Below are 17,998 nucleotides of genomic sequence, written 5' to 3' on the forward strand. Positions count from 1 at the left end.
GTCGTCGGTGCTGGTCAGCGCGGTGTCAGCTCTTGCCCTTCGCCAGCGCGCCGAGCCGTTGCAGCGTCTCGCGGTTGCGCGGGGTCAGCAGCGCGTCCTGCACGAAGGCCGGCATGAACGCCGACGGGCCGCGCACCACGTTCTCCGTCATCCGCACCTCCGTCACCGACTCCGAGCGCGCGAGGAGCGTGAACGTGATGCGGGCGGCACCGGCGGGCCACAGCCGCGCGTCCAGCTCCAGCAGCCGCCTGGGCTCGCAGGTGACCACCCCGGTGGTGTCGGAGATGGTCAGCGGCCACGGCCCGACGCTGTGGTGGATGCGCGTGCCGGGCGACGGCCAGCCGGCGTCGACGTCACGGATGTGCGAGGCGCCGACGACCCACGCCGCGTAGGACCAGCCGTCGGCGAGCAGTGCCCACACCGTGTCGATGGGGGCTTCAACGTCCAGGGAAACTTCAGCCACGCAGACCAGGTACCCCCAAATCGGGAAGCGATGCGCCGGGCGCCCCGGAGGTGGCCGGCGGTGAGCCGCTCACCCCGCCGAGTGGGATCCGGCCAGCGACGCCACGAACCTGACGAACCCCTCCGGGTCCTCGCAGGACGCGGACTGCTGCAGGACCACGCTCGTCGCGCCCGCCTCGGCCACCGACGCCACGAGGTCCGTGACGAACGCGCGGTCACGCGAGTCCGTCTCCACGTAGACGACCACCGGGTGCTCGCGGGAGGACCGGACCAGCCGGATCCGCTCCAGGTCGGCCGTGGAGTCCAGGATCGTGCCGTCGCCGATCTCACCGGCCAGTTCCAGCGTCTTGAGCCCGAGCCCGCCGACGTGGACCGGCACCGGAGCGGCGGGCGGCCAGTCCAGTGCGACGTCGGTCAGGGTGACGTACCGGCCGGCCACGGTGACCCGTTCGCCCGCCAGCAGGGCCTTCAGCGCGCCGGTGTACTCGCGCAGCAACGTCAGCGGCGACGACACCCGTGCGCCGACCTGGCCCATCCAGTCCTGCACGCCGTGGCCGACGCCGATCGTGACGCGGCCGGGGAACATCCGCTCCAGCGTCGCGGTCTCCATCGCGGTCAGCGCGACGTTGCGCAACGGCACCGGCAGCAGGCCGACACCGACCTTGAGCCGCTCGGTCCAGGCCAGGGCGGCGGAGGCGGCCGCGATGCCGCTCTCCAGGAAGCAGTCCTCCCACAGCCACAGCGAGTCCAACCCGGACTCCTCGGCGGCGAGGACCACCGGGCGCAGGCGTTCGGGCGGGAGCTGGGGCCGGTAGACGGCGCCGAGTGTGATCACCCGACAAGTACTACCGGTCCCGGCCGCCGCGCTCAACCGGCCCTGGTCAGCAGCCGCAGTTGTAGTAGGTCACGTCCCAGTGGTTCGACTCGAGGTAGTAGACGTTGCCCGCGTTCGACTTCCACTTGTTCCCGCCGATGGACGAGAACCGGGACTTGATGTAGTTGGTGACGCAGCTCGACAGCGAGTAGTCCAGCTTGTAGCCGTTCCAGTGCGAGTAGGTGCCGGACGCGTGCCCGGTCTCCGTGCCGCCGCTGATGTTCAGCGCACAGCCCGACGCGCTCTTGAACGTCTTGGCACCGGCGATGGTCGCCTGGTTGACCTGCTCGAACGAGGTGCAGTTCGAACGGTTGCGGTCACTGCAGCCACCGCTGGAGGACCACGTGATCCCGGCCGCGCGCAGCTGCGCGGTCGCCTGCGAGTGCGTGTACTTGGCCGGGGCCGCCGATGCGACCGACGTGCCCATCAGGAGTGCGGCGAACATCGCGACCACCGCGGCGATCGTGCGTACGAACATGCTCTCTCCTTATGCCCGAGAATGCGGCGAAGCTAGGCAGGAGCGGTAAAGGCACGCCTAAACCGGCGTTTGGCCGTTCTTTGGCGGGGTGCGCGACAGTCCGGTCAACGTCGAGCAAGATCGGAGCGACAACCATGCGCATTCGCCACGCCGTCGCGGCGACCGCACTCTCGCTGGGGCTGCTGGGTGGCCTGAGCGGTATCGCCCAGGCCGCGCCGGAGGGCAGCGAGTCCGTCGGCGTCGAGCAGGTCGAGGCCCTCGACGCGAGCTACGGCGGCACGATCACCCGTGCCGAGGTCGTCAAGCGCGCCAAGGACTGGTGGGACCGCAAGATCCCGTACTCGCAGTCCGCCTACGCCTACGACATCAACAAGGGCAAGAAGTACCGCACGGACTGCTCCGGCTTCGTGTCCATGGCGTGGAAGCTGACGACCAGCCGCACCACGTCCACTTTGGACGAGGTCGCCACGAAGATCGCCTGGGCCAACCTCAAGCCCGGCGACATGATCCTGCGCAACGGCCACGTGAAACTGTTCGAGAAGTGGGCGAACACCGCCCACACCTCCGTGTGGATCTACGAGGAGGGCAGCACCGCCACCGACATGGACCACGAGACCGTGACGATCGCGACGCTCAAGTCCGGCGGCTACGCCCCGTGGAAGTACAAGAAGATCAGCTGATCGCGAGCGACCACTGAGCAGGCCACTGGCGCACCTCGCCCGACTCGCGGGTGCCCAGTCGCCGGAACAGTGCGGCCGCCTCGTCCCAGCAGCGGTCCGCGCCTGCGGCGTCCCCCCGGCAGGCGTGGGCCGCACCCAGGTCCCGCAACGTCCTGGCGCGCCACAGGTGCAGGCCCAGGTCGGTCCACGCCGTGAGCGCCTCGGTCAGCACCGGCACCGCGCCGGCGTGGTCGCCCCGGGCCAGCCGCCACTCCCCCAGCGTGCGGCGCACCAGCGCCTCGCCGAACCGGTCGCCGACGTCGCGGCAGCCCTCCAGCGCGGTGGCCAGCAGCTCCCGCGCCGGGCCGAACTCGCCCTTGCGCAGCAACACCTTCGCCCACGCCTGGGCGGTGTAGCAGCCGAGCAGCTCGTCACCGGTGCCCGCGACCATCTCGTGAGCGCGCACGACGTGCTCCTCGGCCAGGTCCAGCTCGCCGCGGGCCCGGTGCACGAGCCCGACCCCGCGGGCGGCGAGCGCCTCACCCCGGCGGCTGTTCGCCTTGCGGTAGGCGGTTTCGGCCTCGTGCAACGTGTCGAGCGCCTGCTCGTCGCGGCCCAGCTCCCGCTGCACCGAGCCGATTCCGTACAACGCGTGCGCCACGCCCTCGTGGTCGTTGCCCGCCAGCAGCTCCCGCGCGCGGCCGAGTGCTTCGAGCGCGCACGGGTACTCGCCGAGGTCACGGCAGACCATGCCGATGCCGTTCATCGCCACGGCCTCGCCGTGCGTGTCGTTCAGCCCCACGAACAACGTCTGCGCGGTGTCGAACCACGAGCGCGCCTCGACCAGGTTGTCCCGCTTGTAGTGCATCTGACCGAGGCTGCACCTCAGCACCGCTTCCAGCCGCACGTCCCCGGCACGCCACACCGCCTCCAGTGCGGCCGTGTGTGTTCGTTCCCAGGCCTCGTACCGGTTGCGCAGCCCGAACCACGCGAACACCAGCACCTCGGCCAGCCGCGAGGCGGTGTCCGCGAGCCCCAGCTCCGCCGCGCGTTCCACCAGCCTGACCAGCACCGACTCCTCGCGCGCGAACCAGGCGTCCTTGTCGGCCGGCCGGGCCGCGGTCGTGACCACGCCCAGCGAGTCCTGCATCCGCGGCACGGCCAGGAAGAGCTGCTCGGTCAGTCCGTCCACGGTGGAGAGCGCGGCGATCACGGCCCTGCGCACCAGGTCCTCGCGCTCGTGCCGCGGGTCCTCGGCCTCGGCGAGCTCCCTGGCGTGCAGGCGGACCAGCTCGTGCATGCGGTAGCGGGCGCTGCCGATGACGTCGAGCAGCCGCGCGTCCACGAGCTGGTCGAGCACGTCCTCGTCGAGCAGGTGCACCCACAGGTAGCTGGGCACCTCGGGCAGGCCGAGGAAGCCGAGCACCCGGTACGCCGCGCGCACGTTGTCGTCCAGGGCGCGGTAGGTGAGCTCCAGGCTCGACCGCACGGCCAGATCGTCGGCCACGAGCTCATCGAGCCTGCTGCGTTCGTCCGCCAGACGCCGCACGAGCTTCGACACGGGCCAGTGCGCGCGCCCGGCCAGTCGCGCACCGGTGATGCGCACGGCCAGCGGCAGGTATCCGCACAGCCGCGCGACCTCGGTGGCCTGGTCGGGCTCGGCCGCGACCCGGTCGTCACCGAGGATGCGCGCCAGCAGCGTGACCGCCTCCTCGTCGCCCAGCACGTCGAGCGGAACCCGGTGCACGCCCTCCAGCCCGCACAGCCGGCTGCGGCTGGTGATCAGCGTGAGGCAGCCGGGACTACCGGGCAGCAGCGGCCGCACCTGCGACACGCTCGTGACGCCGTCCAGCACGATCACCACGCGCCGCCCGCCGACCTGCGCCCGCCACAGCGCCGCGCGTTCCTCCGGGCTCTCCGGGATCCGCTCGCTCGGCACGTCCATCGCGCGCAGCAACGCGTCCAGCGCACCCGACGGCGAGTGCAGGTCCACGAACAGCTGCCCGTCCGGGTACCGCTCGGCCAGCCGGTGCGCGGCGTGCACCGCGAGCGCCGTCTTGCCCACGCCCGCGGGCCCCTCGATCCACCACACGCCGCCGTCGTTGTGCAGCAGCCGGTCCAGCTCCGCGGCCCGCCCGGTGAAGTCGCCCGCGTCGCGCGGCAGGTAGTTGCGCCGCGTGTCACGCGCACCCTCCAGCACGTCGCGGTACAGCTGCTGCAGCTGCTCCCCCGGCTCGACGCCCAGCTCGTCGACGAGCACCCGGCGCGTCTCGCGGAACACCCGCATCGCGTCCGCCCGCCGCCCGGCCCGCGCCAGCGCGGTCATCAGCTGCCCCCGGAGCCGTTCCGCGAGCGGGTACTCGGCCACGAACGCGCCCACCGGGTCGATCAGCTCGGCGTGCCGCCCCAGCGCCAGCTCCACGTCCACCCACGCCTCGGCCGCCGCGAGCCGTTGCACCTCCAGGGTCTGCGCGAACACCGCCGGCGTGCCGCGCCACAGCTTCAGCGCCTGCGCGAGCAGCTCGGCCTTGACCTTGAGGTCCGCGGTGTCCTGCGCGGTGGCGACGAGCCGGCGGAAGGCGTGCAGGTCGACGTGCCCCGGCTCGGCGGCCAGCACGTACCCGGCCGCCCGGTGCTCCACCGGCAGCCCGGCCCTGCGCAGGCTGGAGATGTGCACCTGCAGCGACTTGCGGGCCTGCGGCGGCGGTTGCTCACCCCAGATGAGGTCGATCAGCCGGTCGACGGGCACGATCTTCCCGCACTCGACCGCCAGCACCGCTAGTATCTGCGCGGGCTTGGGCGGCACCGGCGGCTCGACCGGCCCGAGAATCCTGACTTCCACTGTGCCCCCACCAGTGTTGAAGATTCACCATGTTCTGCGCGGCATTGTCAAATTCTGACGTGAGCCTCGTGCACGTGGTTCCACTTCCAGGTGAAGGCCACTCGAATGGACGCAGAAGTCGATGCAACCAGACGAAGGTTGTCCACGTCCACGTACCGCGAGTGCTTCTAAATATGAACTATCCTTCTTGTTCGTGCAGGCTCGCTTTCAACCGGCCGAACTCCTCGGCGAGCGCGGGCAGCTGCCAGTGCGCGTTCAAGCCGCTCGGATTGGGCAACAGCCACACCCTGGCACCGCCCACGGTCTCCTCCTGCGGCCCGACCTGCGCTTTCTTGCGACCGAAGGCCGCGCGGTAGATCGTCACGCCGAGCACCGCGAGAACCCTCGGTGAATAGGCCCTGACTTTTTCGGTCAGCTCGGCCGCACCGGCTTTCATCTCGTCAATTGTTAATTCGTCGGCCCTGGCCGACGGGCGCGCGACGACGTTCGTGATGCCGAGCCCGAGTTCGAGCAGCCCCTCCTGCTCGGCGGGCGCGAACTGCCGCGGCGTGAACCCGGACAAATACAACGCGGGCCAGAACCGGTTTCCCGGCCGCGCGAAGTGGTGGCCCGTCGCCTCGGACACCAGGCCGGGGTTGATGCCGCAGAAGAGCACGTCCAGGTTGGGCTTGAGCACGTCACCGATCACGCCGCCGAGCCTACGAGCACCACCCCGCGCGGCACGGCCCGCCTCCCGTCACCGCTCCCGGCGGGGCGGCGGTCAGGTCGTCGCGGGTACGCGCGGGCGAGGGGTCCACATCGTGTAGCCGGCCCGGAGCGCGTCCTCCGGCGAGTGGAAGAACACGTCACCCTTCATCCGCCGGTAGTAGGGCGACTCGGGCGTGTGGAACACCATCGTCCGCGAGTTGGCCTTGATCGCGGGCAGGGCGGGCTCCTCCATGATCGAGAGGCGTGACTCCTGCTCCGCCGCGCCGCGGGAGCGCATGGTGAGCCAGGTCAGCAGGACGCCCGCGAGGAAGGCACCCGCGCACAGCAGGAACATCTGCATGAAGAACCCGAACAACGAAAGGCTCCTAGCCCGTAGTCGTGAAGTCCTCGTCGACCCGCAGATCGGGGGCGGCGGCGCGCAGGGCGTCGCTCAGGGCGCCCGCGCGCGAGTGGTCGGTGACGTGTGCCGAGGCGATGAGGTGGCCCGGCTGGACGACGGCGGTGAAGTCGATGACCTCCGCGCCGAGCGCCGCCCGCAGCACCGAGGCCGCCACCGCGGGCGCGACGGGCAGGTGCGCGCCGGCCGACGGGGTGATCATGTCGGTGATGCGGTGCGCCGCGGTGACCGAGCGCACGGCGTCGACCACCTCCTGGCGTTCGGCCGGGGTGGCGGCACCGGCCAGCACGACCTCGGCCGAGCGCACGGCGAGCACCAGCTGGGCCGGCTGGGGCTCGGTGGCCGATCCGGCGTGCACCGCGACGCCCACCGAGGCGAGCAGCAGCGGCACGGCGATCGCGCCGAGGAGGACGCGCTGCGGAAGTTGCACCCGCCTGGATTATCTCATCCGGCCGATCGCGTGCCACCGGCTTGAGCCGAACGCCCAGGACACCGCGTCCCAATTCACTCGATCGGGGAAATCTCCACCGGAACACCGTCGGCCACCAGTCGCCAGTCCGAGCGCACGAAGTCGGCCGGGTCGAGCACCCCGGCGGCCCTCACCCAGTCGATCAGCAGCTGCCGGATCTCCTGGTGCTGGTTGTGCAGCACCGGTGCCGTCGCCACGTGCGGGAAGTCGCCGCCGCCCGCCTGCCGGTAGTTGTTCACGGCCACGGCGAACTCCTGGTCGCCGGCCACCGGCACCCCGCCGTAGGACAGCCCGGTGATCCGCGACCCGACCGGCCGGGCGATGTCGACGTCGTAGGTCAGCGGCGCGTCCAGGCCGTAGGCGATGTCGAAGTTGTAGTCCGGCACGTCGGCGGACACCTCGTCGGGCGTGAACGGGCCCGGCGAGGACACCTGCACGAAGTAGCGCGCCGACTCCTCCAGGAAGTCGCGCAGCTGCGCACCCGTCAGCCGCACGCCCACCAGCGTGTTGTCGAAGATGTACAACCCGGCGACGTCGCGAATGGACACCTCACCGGCCGGGATCGCCGCGTTGCGGTTGAACGGCGCGCACAGCGACAGCACGGGCAGCGACGTCGACTTCTTGACCTCCAGCGCCTGCACGTGGTTGATGAGGCACAGCGCCGGCGTGTCCTCGAACCGCGACCGCTGCGCCGACATCGCGCCGCGGCACGTGCCGATCCGGCCGTTCACGTAGTGCACGACCTTCTCGTGGTCGTGCCGCAGCAGCCGCACGATCCGCGGGTCCTCCTCGGCCGTCGCGGACGACAGCACCGACGAGCGCGAGCCGGTCAGCTCCCAGCCGCCGTTGAACCGCAGGTCGAACTCCAGCACCGACAACCGCTTGCCCCAGTACAGGGGCTCGGTCAGCAGCACCGGCCGCCCGGTCACCTTGTTCGTCACGAACCGCTGCGCGATCTCCACGTGCGCGTGCCCCACCAGGATCGCGTCGATGCCCGGCACGGTCTCCGCGACCAGCTCCGCGCAGTTCTCCGGGAACGGCACCTGGTCGCCCAGCGACGACGACAGGTCGGCACCCGAGTGCGCCGCCACGATCACCAGGTCGGACTGGCCGCGCAGCTCCGGCACCCAGTGCAGCGCCTGCTCGACCAGGCCGGGGAACGTCAGCACGCCCTCGACGTGCGCCTTGTCCCACACCGCGATGCCGGGGTTGGTCAGCCCGAGGATGCCCACGCGCAACGGTGGCCCGCCCGTGCGCCACAGCGTCTTCACCACGTACGGCGGGAACGCGGGCTGCCCGGTCGCGACGTCCACGGCGTTCGCCCCGAGCAGCGGGAAGTCCAGCTGCCGTTCGAACATGCGCAGCACGTCGAGCCCGTAGTTGAACTCGTGGTTGCCCAGCGCCGCGGCCGTGTAGCCGATGGCGTTCATCGCGGCCGCCATCGGGTGCACGTGTGCCCGCGTGATCGGCTCGACCTTCGCGTAGTAGTAGGCCAGCGGCGTGCCCTGGATCGTGTCTCCGGCGTCCAGCAACAACGTGTGGTGCCGGCCCACCTCGGCACGCACGGAGCGCACCAGCGTCGAGATCTTCGCGAGCCCGACGTCGTTGTGCGCGAAGTCGTCGAACTCCCGGTTGCGGTAGTAGTCCCAGTTGAACAGGTTGCCGTGCAGATCCGTCGTGCCCATCACCGTCAGCGTGAACGTGCGCAGGACGCTCACCTCCGCGGTCGTCGGGTCCCCAAACGAACATAGCTGCTCACAATTGACGTAACCACCAAGTGCCCGAACGGTGGACGGGTCTCACAGGCGACGCACAGGTTGGCCCGCCACCATGGAGGCCATGCGCGCGACGAAAGCCGAACTCCGCCGCCCGGACGGGCAGCCCGTCCGGGTGCTCGTGGTGGACGACGAGTCCACACTGGCCGAGCTGATGACGATGGCGCTGCGCATGGAGAAGTGGGACGTCCGCACCGCGCTCGACGGCCGGACGGCGGTCCGCACCGCGCGGGAGTTCCGGCCGGACGCGGTCGTGCTGGACGTGATGCTGCCCGATTTCGACGGTTTCGAGGTGCTGCGGCGGATGCGCGGCGAGCAGCCGAACCTGCCGGTGCTGTTCCTGACCGCGCGCGACGCCGTGGAGGACCGCATCGCCGGCCTCACCGCCGGTGGCGACGACTACGTGACGAAGCCGTTCTCCCTCGAAGAGGTCGTGCTCCGACTGCGTGCACTCATGCGGCGCACAGGGGTCACGGAGGAGGACGCGGGCGCACGGCTCGTGGTCGGCGATCTGACGTTGAACGAGGACACGCGCGAGGTGACGCGTGCGGGCGAGCAGATCTCCCTGACGGTGACGGAGTTCGACCTGTTGCGCTACCTGATGAGCAACCCGCGGCGGGTGCTCAGCAAGGCGCAGATCCTCGACCGGGTGTGGAGCTACGACTTCGGCGGCCAGGCGAACATCGTCGAGCTGTACATCTCCTACCTGCGCAAGAAGATCGACGCCGGGCGTGCGCCGATGATCCACACGATGCGGGGCGCCGGGTATGTCCTCAAGCCCGCGGCCTAGCACCCCGGAGACTTTGCGGCGCGGCGCACCGCGCCCGAAAACATTGCGCCCCCGGCAGCTGCGCCCGAAGACGTTGCGGGCCAAGCTGATCGCCGGTCAGATCGCCGTGCTGCTGGCGTTGTCCGTCGGCACGGGTCTGGTCGCCGTACTGGCGTTGCACGGGTTCCTGACGCACGACCTCGACCGCCAGGTCGGCGAGATGGCCCAGCCCCCGGTCGGCCAGCGCGCGCGGGGCATCAACGCGCGCATCACCGGCGGTGCGGCGGAGGGCACGATCGAGCTGCCGGGCACGAGGACGCAACCGATGACCGAGCACCAGCTGCGGCAGCTGACCGGCCTCAGCCCCGGCAACCACACCGTGGACATGGGCGAGAAGGGCAGCTTCCGCGTCAACGTCAGCCGGTCGCAGGTCAAGGGGCTGCCGTCCGGCCCGGTCGACGAGCTCGTGTGGCGGATGGTGTGGCTGCTGGTGGCGCTGACCGCGGCCGGTGTGGCGGTGGCGGCGCTGGCCGGTCAGCGGATCGTCCGGCGGGCCCTCGTCCCGCTCGACCGGGTCGCCGACACCGCGGCCCGCGTCGCCGCGCTGCCGTTGCACGAGGGCGAGGTCGCGCTGGCCGAGCGCGTGCCGGAGACCGACCCGGACACCGAGGTCGGCAAGGTCGGGCTCGCGCTGAACCGGATGCTCGGCCACATCGGCGACGCGCTGAAGGCCCGCCACGACAGCGAGACGCGCGTCCGCCGGTTCGTCGCCGACGCCTCGCACGAGCTGCGCACGCCGCTGGCCGCCATCCGCGGCTACGCCGAGCTCACCCGGCGGTCCGGCGAGGAGCTCCCGCCACAGGTCGCGCACGCGATGGGCCGGGTGGAGTCCGAGGCGGTGCGGATGACGGCGCTGGTGGCGGACATGCTGCTGCTGGCCAGGCTCGACGACGGCCGGCCGCTGGAGCGCGCCGAGGTCGACCTGACCCGGCTCGTGCTGGACGTGGTCGGCGACGCCCGGATCTCCGCGCCGGACCACCACTGGCGGATCGCGGTGCCCGAGGAGCCCGTGCACGTCACCGGTGACGTGCAGCGGCTGCACCAGGTGCTGGGCAACCTGCTGTCCAACGCCCGCACGCACACCCCGCCGGGCACCACGGTCACCACCGGCCTGTCCGTCCACAACGGACAGGTGGAGCTGACCGTCACCGACGACGGACCGGGCATCCCGGAGGGGCTGGAGGTGTTCGAACGGTTCGCGCGCGGCGACAGCTCGCGGTCACGCGCCGCCGGCAGCACGGGGCTGGGGCTGGCCATCGTGGCCGCCGTCGTCGGCGCCCATGACGGCCAGGTGTCCGTGCAGAGCGTCCCAGGACAGACCACGTTCACCGTCTCGCTGCGGGTCTGAGTCCTCGTCCCACAGCAGCGGCAGCAGGTCCGCGCCACGTCGGAACAGCCACGGGACGCCCTTGACCAGCAGCCACGCCACGTGGTGCCACACGGTCAGCTCGCGCCCGCCGGAGCAGTCGAGGCTGACCTCGCCGACCGCGTGACCGCACGCGCGCAGCTCGCCCGCGAACGCCCTGGCCAGCATGCGGTGCCCCAGCTCGGAGGGGTGCAGCCGGTCGACCGCCCACGTGTCCAGCTCGTACGCGCCGGGCAGCGTGTGCAGGTCGACGCAGCGGATCCCGTGCCGTGCCACGACGACGTCGACGACGTCGTTCAGCTCGTCGATGCGGCCGCGCAGCACCCGCCGCAGCCGGCCGGGCAGCTTGAACACGCGGCCCTGGTCGTGGAACCGCACGGTGACGACGGAACAGCCGATCGCCGTCAGCTCACGGCAGATGTGGTCGAGGTCGTCGTGCATCCGGCGCGCCGAGAAGTCCGAGCGCAGCGTGTCGTTGACGCCGGCGATGACGACCGCGGCCGTCGGTCGCAGCCGCAGGGCCTGCGGCAGCTGCAGGCGCCGCACGTCCGCGAGCCGCGCACCGGAGACGGCGAGGTTGCGATAGCCGTTGTCCTCGTACGCGGCCGACAGGATCGGGCCGAAGCCGCGCCAGCCGCCGGGCACGAGGTCGCCGATCCCGACCGCTGTCGAGTCACCGAGTAGCACCAGCACGTACCCCAGGATCTGCTGGCCCGGTGATCTCGGAATGACCTCGTGGGAACCGTTCAGCGAAATGCTGGGTAAAGCGGGAGTTCGAGCACCTCAGGCCCGTAGCGGTCGGTCAGCGCGCCGATCACCGCGTCGGCGTGCGTGGCGACGGTCTTCTCGCCCAGGACGAGCGCGTCGGCCCTCAGGCGCACCCACCGGCCCGCGAGCACGACGCTGCGCGGCGGCGCGTTGTCGACGCTCGGCATCGGCTTGGACAGCGCCCGCCACGTCGCGAGCCACACCCACAGCAGCTGGGCCTCCAGCAGCCGCGGTAAGAGCACCGCGTCGTCGTCCATCTCCGGCCACACCGACCCGACCTCGGCCCGCCACGCGGCGACCATCGCCTCGGACATGCCCGGCGGCAGGCCCCACCCGCACCAGCACGACGGGAACGGCACCCGCAGGCTGGCCGCGTCGAACACGATGTCGCGGACGCAGCCGCCCTCGAAGTCGACGAACCGCACCCCGCGCGAGGTGACCAGGTGGTTGTCCGGGCACGACGTCGACGGGCTGAACGCCCTGCGCCGTGACGTGCTGAACGACCTCGCGGCGGCGACCGCGAACTCCACGGCCTGGGTGGACGTCTCGACGCTCAGCTCGGTGCCGAGCAGCCCCGGTAACCCGGCGATCGCCGCGTGCACGTCGACCGCGATCGGGTCCTGGCAGCACTGCGCGCCCGCCCTGCGCATCAACGCGTCGAAGTCGGCGTCCCGGCCCGCCGTGGTGGCGTGCAGCCGCCCCATGGCGTGCGCCCAGGACAGCAGGCCGCGTTCGGCCACCCGCGCGTCCTTGCCGTGCAGCTTCTCGGACAGCCGTGGCGCCCGGCCGAGGTCCTCCAGCACGACGAGGCGTGCGGTGCCGTCGTGGGCGAACAGCTCCGGGGTGGCGCGCTCCTCGGAGGGCAGCGCGGTGAGCAGCTGGTGGCTGACCGCCTCGTGCGCCCACGGGTCGCGGTCACCGGACGCCGGCGGATAGCGCTTCACCACCAGCGTGCGGGGCATCGAGAACGGTGAGGCGGCCACCCGGACCCGGATGACGACGGAACGACCGGTACCCCCGAGAGCCTCGGGGTCCGCGAGACGCACCGTCGCGCCCAAACGCCTGGTCAGTACCCGCTCGGCAGCCTCGACAGCTTCGGCGATCTCCGGTGAAGTCGTGTCGGGAGGGCCCGCGGTGATCTCCACGCTCATCCCCTCCGACCCTACTCCCCATGTCCGTGAGCCCGACCGACGCTAATCCGGCCAGGCTGCGACCACCACCACCGGTTGATAACGGCTCACACCGCGTCCCGATCACCCCGGCGAGCTGTGGACGTGTGGAAACACCATCCGTTGCCCGGTGGGCGTGGATCAACACCAGCGCGCGGACCGCTTGCGTCAATACCGATCAAGTAGCTGCTCGATCGGGCGAACCGCTCCCATGCTGTGAGAAACGCGCGCGGGCGGCGGTGAGTTGCCCGCGCGCCGATCTTCCTTCGCGGCGGTCCCGAACGACCCCGCGCCGGCGGGACGTGACCGGGGGCTGCGCGGACCGCACAGCCCCCGGCGCACCTCAGGCCTTCTGGTCCGGCTTGGCGTCGACGCCGGCTTCCTTGCGCTGCTGCGCGGTGATCGGCGCCGGAGCCGCGGTCAGCGGGTCGTAGCCGCCGCCGCTCTTCGGGAACGCGATGACCTCGCGGATCGAGTCGACACCGGCGAGCAGCATGCACAGGCGGTCCCAGCCCAGCGCGATGCCGCCGTGGGGCGGGGCGCCGAACTTGAACGCGTCGAGCAGGAAGCCGAACTTCTCCTGCGCCTCCTCGGCGCCGATGCCCATGACGTTGAACGCGCGCTGCTGCACGTCGGCGCGGTGGATACGGATCGAGCCACCGCCGAGCTCGTTGCCGTTGAGGATCACGTCGTAGGCGTAGGCCAGCGCGTTGCCCGGGTCGGTCTCGAAGTTGTCGATCCACTCCGGGGTCGGCGAGGTGAACGCGTGGTGCAGGGCGGTCCACTTGCCGCCACCGACCGCCACGTCGCCGGCTTCGAGCTTGTCGACGGCCTCGAACATCGGGAAGTCGACGACCCAGGCGAAGGCCCAGGCGTTCTCGTCGACCAGGCCGACGCGGTGGGCGATCTCGACGCGGGCGGCACCGAGCAGGGCGCGGGCGTCGCGGGCCTCACCGGCGGCGAAGAAGATGCAGTCACCGGGGTTGGCGCCGACGGCCTTGGCCAGCCCGTCGCGTTCGGCGTCGGTCAGGTTCTTCGCGACCGGGCCACCGAGGGTGCCGTCCTCGGCCAGCAGCACGTACGCGAGACCCTTGTGGCCGCGCTGCTTCGCGAACTCCTGCCACGCGTCGAGCGTGCGGCGGGGCTGCGAGGCACCGCCGGGCATGACGACGGCACCGACGTAGGGCGCCTGGAACACGCGGAACGTCGTGTCCTTGAAGTACTCGGTGAGCTCGGTCAGCTCCAGGTCGAAGCGCAGGTCCGGCTTGTCGGAGCCGTACTTCGACATCGCCTCGGCGTAGGAGATGCGGCGGAACGGCAGCGGCAGCTCGACGCCCTTCGTCTCCTTCCAGATGGCGGTCAGCAGCTTCTCGGTGAGCGCGATGACGTCGTCCTGCTCGACGAAGCTCATCTCGATGTCGAGCTGGGTGAACTCGGGCTGGCGGTCGGCGCGGAAGTCCTCGTCGCGGTAGCAGCGCGCGATCTGGTAGTACCGCTCCAGGCCACCGACCATGAGCAGCTGCTTGAACAGCTGCGGCGACTGCGGCAGCGCGTACCAGGAACCGGGCCGCAGGCGGGCCGGCACCAGGAAGTCGCGCGCGCCCTCGGGCGTCGACCGGGTCAGGGTCGGCGTCTCGACCTCGACGAACTTCTCGCCGTGCAGCACCTCGCGGGCGATGCGGCTGACCTCGCTGCGCAGCCGGATGGCCTTGGCCGGGCCGCTGCGGCGCAGGTCGAGGTAGCGGTGGCGCAGGCGCGCCTCCTCGCCGATCTCGCCCTCGGCCTCGACCTGGAACGGCAGCGGCGCGGCCTCGTTGAGCACCTCGAGGTCGGTCACGTAGACCTCGATGGCGCCGGTGGCGAGGTCGGGGTTCTCGCTGCCCTCCGGCCGCCTGCTCACGTCGCCGGTGACCTTGATGACGTACTCGCTGCGCAGCCGGTGCGCGCGCTCGGCCATCTCGCCCTCGCGGAACACGACCTGGGCCACACCGCTCGCGTCGCGCAGGTCGATGAAGATGACACCGCCGTGGTCCCGCCGGCGAGCGACCCACCCGGTGAGGGTGACGGACTGCCCGGCGTGCTCGGCCCGGAGTGATCCGGCCTCGTGCGTGCGCAACACGGTGGTGGCTCCTTGTAGACGAAGTCAGCTTTTCCGTCAAGGCTAGCTGGCCCCACCGACAGATTTTCACGCAGGGCTTTCCGCCTGCGGAACTGATCTTCCTCCGCTAGGTTCTGGCCGCATGCGGATAGTCGTCACCCTGCTGGGCATGCTCGTGCTGTTCGGTGCCGCCGTGTCCGTGATGTTCTTCGCCGTCTTCGGTTTCACACCGACCCGCCCGTGCAGCGGCGCGTGCCAGGTCCCGCTGGTGCTGTCGCTCGTCGCGCCGGTGCTGATCGGGCTCGTGGCGGTGTTCGCGACGTGGTTCCACGCGGTGCACCGGCCGCGCGCGTACTGGCCGTGGCTCGGTGCCGCGCTGATCGTCGGCACGTACGCGGTGGCGTTGTCGGTGGCGGAGCGCGTTCTCTAACCGCGGGGGCGGCCCCGTGCACCGGGTCGCCCCGGCCCGAACGACGAAAAGGGCCGCGACTCGAGTCGCGGCCCTTCCCTCAGAGCTCAGCTCACGCGCTCGGCGCGAGGTACAGCAGGCGGTTCGGCGAACCCGAGCCCGGGTTCGTCACCTTGTTCGGCGTCGACTGCGCGACCAGGTACGAGGCGACCTGGGCGGGCGTGGCCGACGGGTTGGTGGACAGGTACCTGGCGGCGGCACCCGCGACGTGCGGGGTGGCCATCGAGGTGCCCGAGATGGTGTTGGTGGCGGTGTCGGAGGTGTTCCAGGCCGACGTGATGTCGCGGCCCGGCGCGAAGATGTCGAGCACGGAGCCGAAGTTCGAGAACGACGAACGGGCGTCGTTGCGGTCCGTGGAGCCGACGGTGATCGCCTCGGTCACGCGGGCCGGGGAGAAGGTCGAGGCGTTCGCGTTGGAGTTGCCCGCCGCCACCGCGAAGGTCACGCCCTTGGCGATCGCGTTGCGCACGGCCGTGTCGAGGGTGGCGTTGGCGCTGCCGCCGAGCGACAGGTTCGCGACCGCCGGCTTGGCGGCGTTGTTGCCGACCCAGTCGATGCCCGCGGCGACACCGGCGAGGGTGCCGGAGCCGTTGTTGTCGAGCACGCGGACGGCAACGATCCGCGCGTTCTTCGCGACGCCGTACTGCGAGCCGGCGATGGTGCCGGCGACGTGCGTGCCGTGGCCGTTGCCGTCCTGCGCCACGTTGTCGTTGTCGACGAAGTCACGGCCGTTCGAGGCGCGGCCCCCGAACGTGGAGTGGCTGATGCGCACGCCGGTGTCGATGACGTACGCGGTGACGCCCGATCCGGTCGAGGTGTAGCTGTAGGCCGAGTCGAGCGGCAGGTTGCGCTGGTCGATGCGGTCGAGACCCCACGACGGCGGGTTCGTCTGCGTGGCCTCCGCGTGCACGACCTGGTCGGCCTCGACGAACTCGACGGACGGGTCGGCGGCCAGGCGCTTGGCCTGCTTCTCCGTCAGCTTCACGTTGAAGCCGCCGAAGCTCGTGTAGTCGCGCTCCACCTTCGCGCCGAAGCGCGAGGCCAGCGCGTGCGAGTTGCCCTTGCCCTCCTTCAGCTTCACGATGAAGCTGCCGGAGATCTTCTCGGGTGCGTTGAGGGAGAGGACCTCGCCCTCGGCCGCGGACGCCGAGGGGATCATGAGAACCGACATGGCGAGGGTGGCGGCCCCGGCGCCGGCGAGGAACCGGATCTTTCGCGTCATGTGCATTCCGTTCTTTGCAGGGGAACGAAGCGCTTTCGACGCTAGGGAGAGATCCGGTTCCTGCCAAGGGTGTCCTAAAGATTAAGACGCGCTTGCATTGCCGAACAATTCACGGTTCACAGCGTTGGCGGCCAGTAGAGGATACGAGTGACGGGTGGCGTCGCGGGGGTGCCCGTGGTAACCAGCGCGCTGTGGACCTGCGCGGCCGTCGCGGCTGGGTTGAGCTGCAGGTACCTGGCCGCGACACCGGCCGCGTGCGGCGCCGCCATGGACGAGCCGGACAACGTCGCGGTCGCCGTGTCGCTGGTGTTCCACGCCGACGGGACACTCACGCCCGCGGCCCAGATGTCCACCAGCGGACCGTAGTTCGACGAAGAGGACCTGGTGTCGGTCTGCGTCAACGCGCCCACGCAGATCGCCTCGGAGACCCGTTGCGGTGAGGAGCCGCTCGGGTCGGTGTTGCTGCCGCCGGCCGCGACCGTGTACGAGACACCGGACGCGATCGAGCGCCGCACGGCGTCGTCCAGCGCCGCGGATGCGCTGCCGCCCAACGACATGTTCGCCACCGCGGGCTTGACGGCGTTGCGCGTCACCCAGTCCACGCCCGCGATCACACCGGAGATCGTGCCGGAGCCCGAACCGTTGAGCACCCGCACGCCCCACACGGTGGCGCGCTTGGCGATGCCGTACGTCGTGCCCGCGGCGATGCCGGCGACGTGCGTGCCGTGGCCGTTGTCGTCCTGGGCGACGGCGTCGTTGTCGACGGTGTCCCAGCCGTTGCGCGCGCGCCCGCCGAAGTCGGTGTGCGTCACCCGCAGGCCGGTGTCGATCACGTAGATGTTCACGCCGGAACCGGTGCTGGTGTACTCGTAGCGCCGGTCCAGCGGCAGGGCGCGCTGGTCGACGCGGTCCAGGCCCCACGGCGGGTCGAGCTGCGTGGTGTTGGCGTGCACCAGCCCGTCACGCTCCACATAGGACACGTTGGGATCGGCCTTCACCGCCCGCAGCTGCCGGGCGGTCATGCGGGCGCTGTAGCCGGTGAAGACACTGGTGTAGCGGTGCTCCACCACGCCCGAGAACGACGACACGGCGCCGTCCTTGAGCACGACGATGTAGGAGGTCGTGGCCGCGGCCGCCGGGGCGACCACGACCGCTGCCGCGAGGGCGGCGACTGCCAGCAGGGCTCTCACAGGCGAACTTCCTTTCACTGCAGGGGTGTCGTTCCTTCGGCAGGGAAACGGCCCCGGCTCGCGAGGAACCGGGGCCGTCCACGGGGCCGTAGCCGTCTTCGTCGCAGGGGGTGAGCGGGACCTGGTGGACCGGGGTCGTCGGCGGCGGTGTGATGGCCCGACCTCTGAACCTGCCGAGTTTCCCACGACCGCGAAACCGCCGATCGGCTGTACCGCAGCACCT

16 protein-coding genes and 1 pseudogene are annotated in these 17,998 nt (G+C 71.0%); 4 read left to right on the forward strand and 13 right to left on the reverse strand.

The annotated features are described in order from the left end of the window. Positions 1-25: 25 nt before the first annotated feature. The 3 genes from ADL03_RS28260 to ADL03_RS28270 form a co-directional block, all read right to left on the reverse strand. The gene (locus ADL03_RS28260; protein WP_053736597.1) at positions 26-463 is read right to left on the reverse strand and encodes an SRPBCC family protein; all 438 of its coding nucleotides are present in this window, start codon (positions 461-463) and stop codon (positions 26-28) included. Between the two features lie 69 nt (positions 464-532). Further along, a complete protein-coding gene (locus ADL03_RS28265; protein ID WP_053736598.1) occupies positions 533-1,297 on the reverse strand; it encodes an LLM class flavin-dependent oxidoreductase in 765 nt (254 codons plus the stop codon). Between the two features lie 46 nt (positions 1,298-1,343). Next, entirely contained in the window at positions 1,344-1,814 is a 471-nt protein-coding gene (locus ADL03_RS28270; RefSeq protein ID WP_053736599.1) for a hypothetical protein, read from the reverse strand. 134 nt (positions 1,815-1,948) lie between these two features. Between ADL03_RS28270 and ADL03_RS28275 the strand changes: the two genes are divergently transcribed. Beyond that, positions 1,949-2,494, forward strand: coding sequence for a hypothetical protein (locus ADL03_RS28275; RefSeq protein ID WP_053736600.1), 546 nt, complete (start codon positions 1,949-1,951; stop codon positions 2,492-2,494). Here ADL03_RS28275 and ADL03_RS28280 read toward each other — a convergent pair. The 5 genes from ADL03_RS28280 to ADL03_RS28300 form a co-directional block, all read right to left on the reverse strand. Beyond that, positions 2,487-5,315 (reverse strand): AfsR/SARP family transcriptional regulator, encoded by a 2,829-nt coding sequence (locus ADL03_RS28280; protein ID WP_053736601.1) that lies wholly within the window; start codon positions 5,313-5,315, stop codon positions 2,487-2,489. The two genes, ADL03_RS28275 and ADL03_RS28280, sit on opposite strands and share 8 nt — an antisense overlap. A 178-nt stretch (positions 5,316-5,493) precedes the next feature. Beyond that, a complete protein-coding gene (gene mug, locus ADL03_RS28285; RefSeq protein WP_053736602.1) occupies positions 5,494-6,003 on the reverse strand; it encodes a G/U mismatch-specific DNA glycosylase in 510 nt (169 codons plus the stop codon). Between the two features lie 72 nt (positions 6,004-6,075). Next, the gene (locus tag ADL03_RS28290) at positions 6,076-6,378 is read right to left on the reverse strand and encodes a hypothetical protein (protein ID WP_053736603.1); all 303 of its coding nucleotides are present in this window, start codon (positions 6,376-6,378) and stop codon (positions 6,076-6,078) included. Positions 6,379-6,388: 10 nt separating this feature from the next. Next, entirely contained in the window at positions 6,389-6,850 is a 462-nt protein-coding gene (locus ADL03_RS28295) for a hypothetical protein (RefSeq protein ID WP_053736604.1), read from the reverse strand. A 74-nt stretch (positions 6,851-6,924) separates the two neighbouring features. Continuing rightward, on the reverse strand, positions 6,925-8,607 hold the full coding sequence (locus ADL03_RS28300) for a bifunctional UDP-sugar hydrolase/5'-nucleotidase (RefSeq protein ID WP_231642355.1): 1,683 nt from the start codon (positions 8,605-8,607) through the stop codon (positions 6,925-6,927). A gap of 121 nt (positions 8,608-8,728) precedes the next feature. On the opposite strand from ADL03_RS28300, the gene ADL03_RS28305 reads away from it, so the two are divergent. Beyond that, positions 8,729-9,454: a response regulator transcription factor gene (locus ADL03_RS28305; RefSeq protein ID WP_053736779.1), complete on the forward strand. Its 726-nt coding sequence runs from the start codon at positions 8,729-8,731 to the stop codon at positions 9,452-9,454. A 43-nt stretch (positions 9,455-9,497) separates the two neighbouring features. Then, positions 9,498-10,841: a cell wall metabolism sensor histidine kinase WalK gene (locus tag ADL03_RS28310; protein WP_053736605.1), complete on the forward strand. Its 1,344-nt coding sequence runs from the start codon at positions 9,498-9,500 to the stop codon at positions 10,839-10,841. Positions 10,842-11,024: 183 nt separating this feature from the next. Here the strand turns inward: ADL03_RS28310 and ADL03_RS50540 are convergent. The 3 genes and pseudogenes from ADL03_RS50540 to aspS all read right to left on the reverse strand — a co-directional run. Continuing rightward, positions 11,025-11,552: pseudogene (locus ADL03_RS50540) on the reverse strand (SGNH/GDSL hydrolase family protein); the annotation flags it as partial. Positions 11,553-11,605: 53 nt separating this feature from the next. After that, positions 11,606-12,778 (reverse strand): hypothetical protein, encoded by a 1,173-nt coding sequence (locus tag ADL03_RS28320; protein ID WP_053736606.1) that lies wholly within the window; start codon positions 12,776-12,778, stop codon positions 11,606-11,608. Positions 12,779-13,139: 361 nt separating this feature from the next. Next, positions 13,140-14,915, reverse strand: coding sequence for an aspartate--tRNA ligase (gene aspS, locus ADL03_RS28325; protein ID WP_053736607.1), 1,776 nt, complete (start codon positions 14,913-14,915; stop codon positions 13,140-13,142). 121 nt (positions 14,916-15,036) lie between these two features. Between aspS and ADL03_RS28330 the strand changes: the two genes are divergently transcribed. Further along, positions 15,037-15,324, forward strand: coding sequence for a hypothetical protein (locus tag ADL03_RS28330; RefSeq protein ID WP_053736608.1), 288 nt, complete (start codon positions 15,037-15,039; stop codon positions 15,322-15,324). A 91-nt stretch (positions 15,325-15,415) separates the two neighbouring features. Here ADL03_RS28330 and ADL03_RS28335 read toward each other — a convergent pair whose 3' ends face one another. Both ADL03_RS28335 and ADL03_RS28340 read right to left on the reverse strand, forming a co-directional pair. Continuing rightward, positions 15,416-16,585, reverse strand: a complete 1,170-nt coding sequence (locus ADL03_RS28335) for a S8 family peptidase (protein WP_231642357.1) — start codon at positions 16,583-16,585, stop codon at positions 15,416-15,418. Between the two features lie 116 nt (positions 16,586-16,701). After that, entirely contained in the window at positions 16,702-17,775 is a 1,074-nt protein-coding gene (locus ADL03_RS28340) for a S8 family peptidase (RefSeq protein ID WP_053736610.1), read from the reverse strand. Between the last annotated feature and the right edge of the window lie 223 nt (positions 17,776-17,998).

The organism is Nocardia sp. NRRL S-836 (assembly GCF_001279525.1).
In the GTDB taxonomy this organism is placed as follows: domain Bacteria; phylum Actinomycetota; class Actinomycetes; order Mycobacteriales; family Pseudonocardiaceae; genus Lentzea.

Excerpts from the sequence above, each read along its gene's own strand:
- ADL03_RS28275 (WP_053736600.1), top strand. The coding sequence starts at position 1,949 with ATGCGCATTCGCCACGCCGTCGCGGCGACCGCACTCTCGCTGGGGCTG.
- ADL03_RS28330 (WP_053736608.1), top strand. The coding sequence starts at position 15,037 with ATGCGGATAGTCGTCACCCTGCTGGGCATGCTCGTGCTGTTCGGTGCC.
- ADL03_RS28335 (WP_231642357.1), bottom strand. The coding sequence starts at position 16,585 with ATGACGCGAAAGATCCGGTTCCTCGCCGGCGCCGGGGCCGCCACCCTC.
- ADL03_RS28270 (WP_053736599.1), bottom strand. The coding sequence starts at position 1,814 with ATGTTCGTACGCACGATCGCCGCGGTGGTCGCGATGTTCGCCGCACTC.
- ADL03_RS28320 (WP_053736606.1), bottom strand. The coding sequence starts at position 12,778 with ATGAGCGTGGAGATCACCGCGGGCCCTCCCGACACGACTTCACCGGAG.
- ADL03_RS28305 (WP_053736779.1), top strand. The coding sequence starts at position 8,729 with ATGCGCGCGACGAAAGCCGAACTCCGCCGCCCGGACGGGCAGCCCGTC.